7 protein-coding genes are annotated in these 6,049 nt (G+C 54.8%); 2 read left to right on the forward strand and 5 right to left on the reverse strand.

The genetic code is table 11. From position 1 onward, the window contains the following. The first annotated feature begins 37 nt into the window (after positions 1-37). A complete protein-coding gene (locus H7A81_RS24960; protein ID WP_370529993.1) occupies positions 38-1,168 on the forward strand; it encodes a sugar transporter in 1,131 nt (376 codons plus the stop codon). 62 nt (positions 1,169-1,230) lie between these two features. Here the strand turns inward: H7A81_RS24960 and H7A81_RS24965 are convergent, their stop codons facing one another. Then, positions 1,231-1,488, reverse strand: coding sequence for a YdgH/BhsA/McbA-like domain containing protein (locus H7A81_RS24965; RefSeq protein WP_034831180.1), 258 nt, complete (start codon positions 1,486-1,488; stop codon positions 1,231-1,233). Between the two features lie 294 nt (positions 1,489-1,782). On the opposite strand from H7A81_RS24965, the gene H7A81_RS24970 reads away from it, so the two are divergent. After that, the gene (locus H7A81_RS24970; protein ID WP_097117087.1) at positions 1,783-2,436 is read left to right on the forward strand and encodes a TetR/AcrR family transcriptional regulator; all 654 of its coding nucleotides are present in this window, start codon (positions 1,783-1,785) and stop codon (positions 2,434-2,436) included. 86 nt (positions 2,437-2,522) lie between these two features. Here H7A81_RS24970 and rhaM read toward each other — a convergent pair whose 3' ends face one another. The 4 genes from rhaM to H7A81_RS24990 all read right to left on the reverse strand — a co-directional run. Continuing rightward, positions 2,523-2,837 (reverse strand): L-rhamnose mutarotase, encoded by a 315-nt coding sequence (gene rhaM / locus H7A81_RS24975; protein WP_097117086.1) that lies wholly within the window; start codon positions 2,835-2,837, stop codon positions 2,523-2,525. After that, complete coding sequence (rhaD, locus tag H7A81_RS24980; protein ID WP_182059062.1) at positions 2,827-3,669, reverse strand: rhamnulose-1-phosphate aldolase; 843 nt, start codon at positions 3,667-3,669, stop codon at positions 2,827-2,829. Before rhaD ends, rhaM begins: the two co-directional genes overlap by 11 nt. Before the next feature lie 10 nt (positions 3,670-3,679). Continuing rightward, positions 3,680-4,936 carry an L-rhamnose isomerase gene (locus H7A81_RS24985; protein WP_097117084.1) on the reverse strand — a complete coding sequence of 419 codons (1,257 nt, stop codon included), beginning with the start codon at positions 4,934-4,936 and terminating at the stop codon, positions 3,680-3,682. Then, positions 4,920-6,049 (reverse strand): FGGY-family carbohydrate kinase (locus H7A81_RS24990; RefSeq protein WP_182059063.1); only part of this gene is annotated, 1,130 nt, incomplete at its 5' end. The genes H7A81_RS24990 and H7A81_RS24985, both read right to left, overlap by 17 nt.

A 6,049-nucleotide genomic window follows, 5' to 3' on the forward strand; every position in this document is an offset into this window, starting at 1 on the left:
CGTTTTTCTGTCTTTTGACCATACGCCGTCCGCGTTGATGTACGTCACGATGTACACTCTTCCCCTCCACTGCGTTCCTCCGATCTTTTTAACGTATATGGCGCCTAGCTACGCTGTGAAGCCCGTTGATGTCGGTATTATGCTAACCATTTATGCATGGGTCGTTGCGCTGTTATCCCTGCCGTTAATGCTACTGACGCGGAATATAGAACGCCGTCTGCTGCTGTCGGTGTTGTTCATTCTGTTTATCGCCAGCCATGTGCTTTCGTCCGTGGCATGGGATTTCACCTCGCTGGTGATTTCGCGCATCGGCATCGCACTGGCGCACGCGGTATTCTGGTCGATTACCGCTTCACTCGCGATTCGTGTTGCACCGGCTGGCAAAAAAACCCAGGCGTTGAGTATGCTGGCAACCGGTACGGCATTGGCGATGGTGTTGGGCGTGCCCATTGGCCGAATCGTTGGGCAATACCTCGGCTGGCGCACCACTTTCGGCATGATCGGCTTGTCAGCGTTGGTGCTGCTAATTTTGCTGGTGCGGATACTGCCACGTCTGCCGAGCGAGCACACTGGCTCACTGAGTAGCGTACCGATGCTGTTCCGCCGTCCGGCGTTAGTAGCAATGTATATTCTGGTGACGCTGGTGGTCACCGCGCACTACACCGCTTACAGCTACATCGAACCCTTTATGCAGGTGGTCGCGAATGCGGATGAGAACTTCACGACCTTACTGCTGTTGCTGTTCGGTTCAGCCGGGATTATCGGCAGCGTGCTGTTCAGTACGCTGGGCAACAAATTCCCCTCAGCGATGTTACTCGCCGCGATTGGCATCATCACGTTGAGTATGGGGCTGTTGCTGTTTGCCGCCGTGCGCCCTGCAGCCATTTCGCTGCTGTGCATTTTCTGGGGCATGGCAATGATGATGATCGGCCTGGCGATGCAGGTTCGTGTGCTGTCACTGGCACCGGATGCCACCGATGTGGCGATGTCCTTGTTTTCAGGGATTTATAACATCGGGATTGGTGCGGGTGCCCTGTTGGGTAACCAGGTCAGCCTGCATATGAAAATGTCGGATGTGGGTAACGTGGGGGGGTTAATTGGACTGGTTGCGTTGTTCTGGTGTATCGCCATCTTCCGTCGGTATCCGCAACTCCGCTCTAACGGATAATTCGCTTCACGACCAGGGGCACACATCGGTGCGCCCCTGCGCCATTCTTTGCGCTTTGGTGATTAGTTATAAATTACCGCTGTGCCATTTAGCTTGTTGTTGCCAGAGGTCGAAGTGATGCGGAACGACTTTGCTCCGGCAGCACTCGCCTTCTCCGATAGCTGATTCTCCAGTGAAGTCAGGTTAGTGCTACCTGATGCACTGACCACACCAATTTGCTGCTGGTTCAATGGTGCCTGATTCACTAATTCAGCAGCCATGCTACCAAACGCGATGGATGACAGTGCGACTGCGGCTAATACCATTTTGATGCTTTTCATGATCGTCTCTCTTATGCAGATGAAAGGGGTCGGCTGAATTAAGTTAACAACCGTTAATTAAATGCTAGCGCCGAAGCGGGCATCTCGTCAATCATTTTATTAACGGTCATTATTTTATTAAGAAGTGGCGTGATTATGGGCTTTAGCGCCCTTTTTCACTTATCGATATGAGTGTTGTGCCGCAGGTAAAGCACAAACGGGCAAAGTGAATGAGAGGGAATGTCGGCTGCGCTTGCATATTTAGTTAGCGATCGGTAATTTAATTACATGTTCTTCATGCAGTGAGGTGTCCCTATGACACAAATGACCGACACGCTTAATCGCAAAACGCGTGGTCGCCCCAAAGTGTTTGATCGCAACGATGCGCTGGATAAAGCATTAATGTTGTTTTGGGCACACGGTTATGAAGGCACCTCGCTGTCAGATTTGGTGAACGCGACGGGGGCGAAAGCGCCGACGCTTTACGCGGAGTTTGAGAATAAGGAAGGCTTGTTCCGCGCAGCAATGCAGCGCTACATCGATACCTTCAGCGCGCAGCGTAATCAGGTGCTTAAGGATGAAACACTCGATGTCAAAGCCGCGATTGAGGCCTATTTTCGTGCTACTGCAGCCTGTTTTACCGAGTGCGATAAGCCCGCTGGCTGTTTCTTTATCTGCACCTCCAGTGCGCTCTCTTCAGGCTCAGACGAGATTGCACAGATGCTGGCTAAGCAGCACCATGCACAGGAACGGGCTTTGCAGCAATTTCTGGATGTCCGGCAACAGCGTGGCGAATTGCCGCAGTGTGCCAACAGCGGTACGTTGGCCAGCTATCTGGCCTGCGTGTTGCAGGGCATGTCAGTGCGCGCCCGTGAAGGCGCAAGCCGTGACGATCTCGATGGAATAGTCGATACACAGATGGCCATCTGGCCCGCTCTGGCAGGCTACTGCGCGTTGAACGCGTCATAGCCTGCTGACGATGTTTTATCACTTTGCAGTCAGGTGCGACCTCCAGGCCGCCCCTGACTTGCACCAAAGTGTAATGTTTGAAATCCTTAAGGCATAAAAAACATCGGTTTTAACACCTGGCTGATCGGGCTATTGTTCGCATTCGATGGCATCAAATCTTTCATCGATGCCCACCAACGCTGGCACACTTCCGTGTTCGCGACCGCCTCCCAACGTGCTTCCGACTCTATCTCCACGCTGGCGAATAACAAATTACGCTCCGCATCCAGCCAAATCGCATAGTTGTGCGCACCGTGAGTTTTCAACGTCTGTTCCAGCTCAGGCCAGATCGGTGAATGGCGACGCAGATATTCATCATGACAGTGCGCATGCACCTGCATCACAAAGGCTTTACGCAACATCGCTGCGCTCCGCATCCAATGCCGCTTGCCACGGTTTGACGGCGAAGCGTTCACCCAGTGCCACCAACTGTTCGGTGGTGATGCTCTGGCGAATCCCGCCCATCGACAGGGCTTTCACCACCACCTCCGAAGACTTCTCGGCCGTGTCGATCAGGCCAAAAGTTTCATCCAGATTCGGACCGGCACCGAAAATGCCGTGGAACGGCCACATCACCAGGCTGTGCGATGCCATGGCATCGGCGGTGGCCTGCCCAATCTGGTCAGTGCCAGGCACCATCCACGGCAGAATGCCGACGCCATCCGGGAACACCACCAGACATTCGGTGCTGCCTTCCCATAGCAAGCGCGTGAAACGGGCGGAATCCAGATTCACTACGTAACTCAACGCCATAAAATTGGTGGCATGGCAGTGCATAATCACGCGGTCAGCCCCATTGGAAACCTGCTTGCGCACGCTATGCGACTGGAAATGCGCCGCCAGTTCCGAGGTCGGCAACCCGCCGTTGCTGAGTCCCCAATGGATTTTGTACGACAGCCCTTTGTCGTCCACCTGTAACAACGCCAGACAGTCGGCGGGATCAAGTTGAACGTTACGGAAGAACTTGCCAGAACCGGTGACAAGGAACCAATCGTTTGCCAGCGCCGGCGCCGGTTGGGTTAACTCAATACAGCGCGGTTCGGCATAAAAATCAGCTGACCAGACCTGCGCTTCCTCCGGCAGCAAACGCAGGCTGACATTGCCACCATTGCGCTCATCCCAGCCTTTCAGCCACATATCACTGGTCGCCTTCACCATGTTCTGAACGAATGAAGAAGAGAGAATATTTTGCATGGTAGATCCCTTATCGTAGACGCAATGTTTGTTGTTCATAGTGACGCACTTCGCTCAGCCAGCTGGCATCGGCGGGCACATCATGTCGCAGACACCAGGCTTCCCAGACCGCCTGCCATGGCAGAGATTTCTGCTCTTCCAGCAGTGCCAGACGCGCGGTGTAGTCCCCTTCCTGCTCACATTTTCGCAGCTGATCGCTGGGTTCCAGCAGTGCGCGCAGCAGCGCTTTTTTGGCGTTGCGGGTGCCAATCACCCAGGCGGCGATGCGGTTAATCGAGGCGTCAAAGAAGTCCAGGCCGATATGCACTTTGTCGAACAGTTTGTGGCGGGCAATCTCAGTGGCGATGGCCTGGGTTTCATCATCGAGCAGCACAACGTGATCGCTATCCCAGCGTACCGGGCGGCTGACGTGCAGCAGCAAACGCGGCACGTACAGCATGGCAGTGGATATCTTGTCGGAAATCACTTCGGTTGGATGGAAATGTCCGGCGTCTAACGTCAGCGCCGTTTGACGACTGGCGGCGTAGCCGAGGCAAAACTCGTTGGAGCCCACGGTGTAACTCTCCGCGCCGATACCGAACAGTTTGCTCTCTACCGCATCAATATGATGACGGGGGTCGAGCTTCTCACTGATCACCTCATCCAGCGCGCTGGCCAGACGCTCGCGCGGTGCCAGACGATCGATGGTGAGATCTTTCATGCCATCCGGCACCCAGATGTTCATCACCGATGGTGTCCCGAGCTGTTCACCAAAGTGCGCTGAAATACGGCGGCTGGCTTTGCAGTGGTCGATCCAGAACTGGCGAATCCCTTTATCGGCATGGGAAAGCGTAAAGCCGTCGGCGCTCAGCGGGTGTGAGAAGCAGCTGGGGTTAAAATCCAGTCCTAATTTGTTGGATTTCGCCCACTCTACCCAGCCGCTAAAGTGCTTCGGCTCAATGGCATCGCGTTCAACTGGCGAATCGCTTTCCAGATAAATGGCGTGGAGGTTGAGGCGTTTGGTGCCGGGGATCAGCGACATGGCTTTTTCTATGTCCGCACGCAGCTCATCCGCATTGCGAGCGCGTCCCGGATAATTACCGGTGGCCTGAATACCGCCCGTCAGTTCGCCATTCGGGTTTTCAAAGCCACGAACATCATCCCCCTGCCAGCAGTGCATCGACACCGGGATGCCATCCAGTTGGGTCATTACCTGGTCCACATCAATACCCAACGCCGCGTAGCGTTGTTTCGCCAGTTCAAAGGCTTGTTCAATCAGCTTTGTCATATGCAAGTTCCTTAGCAGGTTGGCTCAGTGCCGCAAAGCGTGCCTGGTGGGCAGCGAAGATGCTGGCGTTCTGAGGTGCAAACGTTTCTAACGGGAAATTTTTATCGATGCAGCGACGCAATTCGGCCACATCACGCAGTTCACCCAACGCCATCAGCTGGCAGCCGACATTACCCAGCGTTGAGGCTTCAATTGGGCCAGCTAATACGGGCATTTCGCAGGCATCGGCACAGAGTTGGTTCAGTAATGGGTTCTGACTGCCGCCGCCGACCACATGTAACTGGCGAATCGCGGTTCCGCGCAGGTTGCCCAGTTCGCCTATCACCTGGCGATACAGCAGCGCCAGGCTGTCGAAAATGGTGCGTGCCAGCGCTGCAGGGCTTTGTGGAATCGGCATATGCTGCTCAGCGCAGGCATCCTGAATCTCCTGCACCATGCTGGCGGGATTAATAAAACGCGGATGATTAGGATTGATCAGGGCACGACAGGCGGATTCATTTTTTGCTTCGTCAATCAATGCGCAGAGATCTGAGATGTGCAATTCGCTGCATACGCGCTGTAATAGCCACAGGCCCATGATGTTCTTCAACACCCGATAGCCTTCCGCGCCACCTTCGTTGGTGATGTTGGCGTCGAGCGCCGTGCGGTTGACGCAGGGTTGCAGACTTTCTATGCCCATTAACGACCAGGTGCCAGAACTGAGATAAGCGGCATCTTCCTGCATCAGCGGCGTGGCCAGCACCGCGCTGGCGGTATCGTGCGTGGCCACGGCCACGACCGGAATTTTTTTACCGCTGGCATTGATCCAGTTGCCGACGGTGTTGCCCGGTGCAGTCGGTTTGCCGAACCAGTCGGCTTCGATCCCTGCCCACGACAGCAACTCGCTATCCCACTCGCCAGTTTCAATGTTCAGCATCTGCGTAGTGGTGGCGTTGGTGTACTCCCAGTTCATGTTGCCGGTCAGACGATAATGCAGATAATCCGGGATCATCAGTGCATGCTTGACCTGTGCCTGCCAGCCCGGTTGTTGCTGGTGCAGCGCACGCATCTGATACAGGGTATTGAAGGGCAGAAACTGTATAGATCGGCAGAGAGTCGTGTCGTGAAAGAGGG

The sequence above is a fragment of the Pantoea sp. ME81 genome, assembly GCF_903970985.1.
In the GTDB taxonomy this organism is placed as follows: domain Bacteria; phylum Pseudomonadota; class Gammaproteobacteria; order Enterobacterales; family Enterobacteriaceae; genus Pantoea; species Pantoea communis.

Bases quoted from the DNA above. Each gene is read 5' to 3' on its own strand.
- H7A81_RS24960 (WP_370529993.1), top strand. From the start codon at position 38: ATGTACGTCACGATGTACACTCTTCCCCTCCACTGCGTTCCTCCGATC.
- H7A81_RS24965 (WP_034831180.1), bottom strand. From the start codon at position 1,488: ATGAAAAGCATCAAAATGGTATTAGCCGCAGTCGCACTGTCATCCATC.
- H7A81_RS24970 (WP_097117087.1), top strand. From the start codon at position 1,783: ATGACACAAATGACCGACACGCTTAATCGCAAAACGCGTGGTCGCCCC.
- rhaM (WP_097117086.1), bottom strand. From the start codon at position 2,837: ATGTTGCGTAAAGCCTTTGTGATGCAGGTGCATGCGCACTGTCATGAT.
- rhaD (WP_182059062.1), bottom strand. From the start codon at position 3,669: ATGCAAAATATTCTCTCTTCTTCATTCGTTCAGAACATGGTGAAGGCG.
- H7A81_RS24985 (WP_097117084.1), bottom strand. From the start codon at position 4,936: ATGACAAAGCTGATTGAACAAGCCTTTGAACTGGCGAAACAACGCTAC.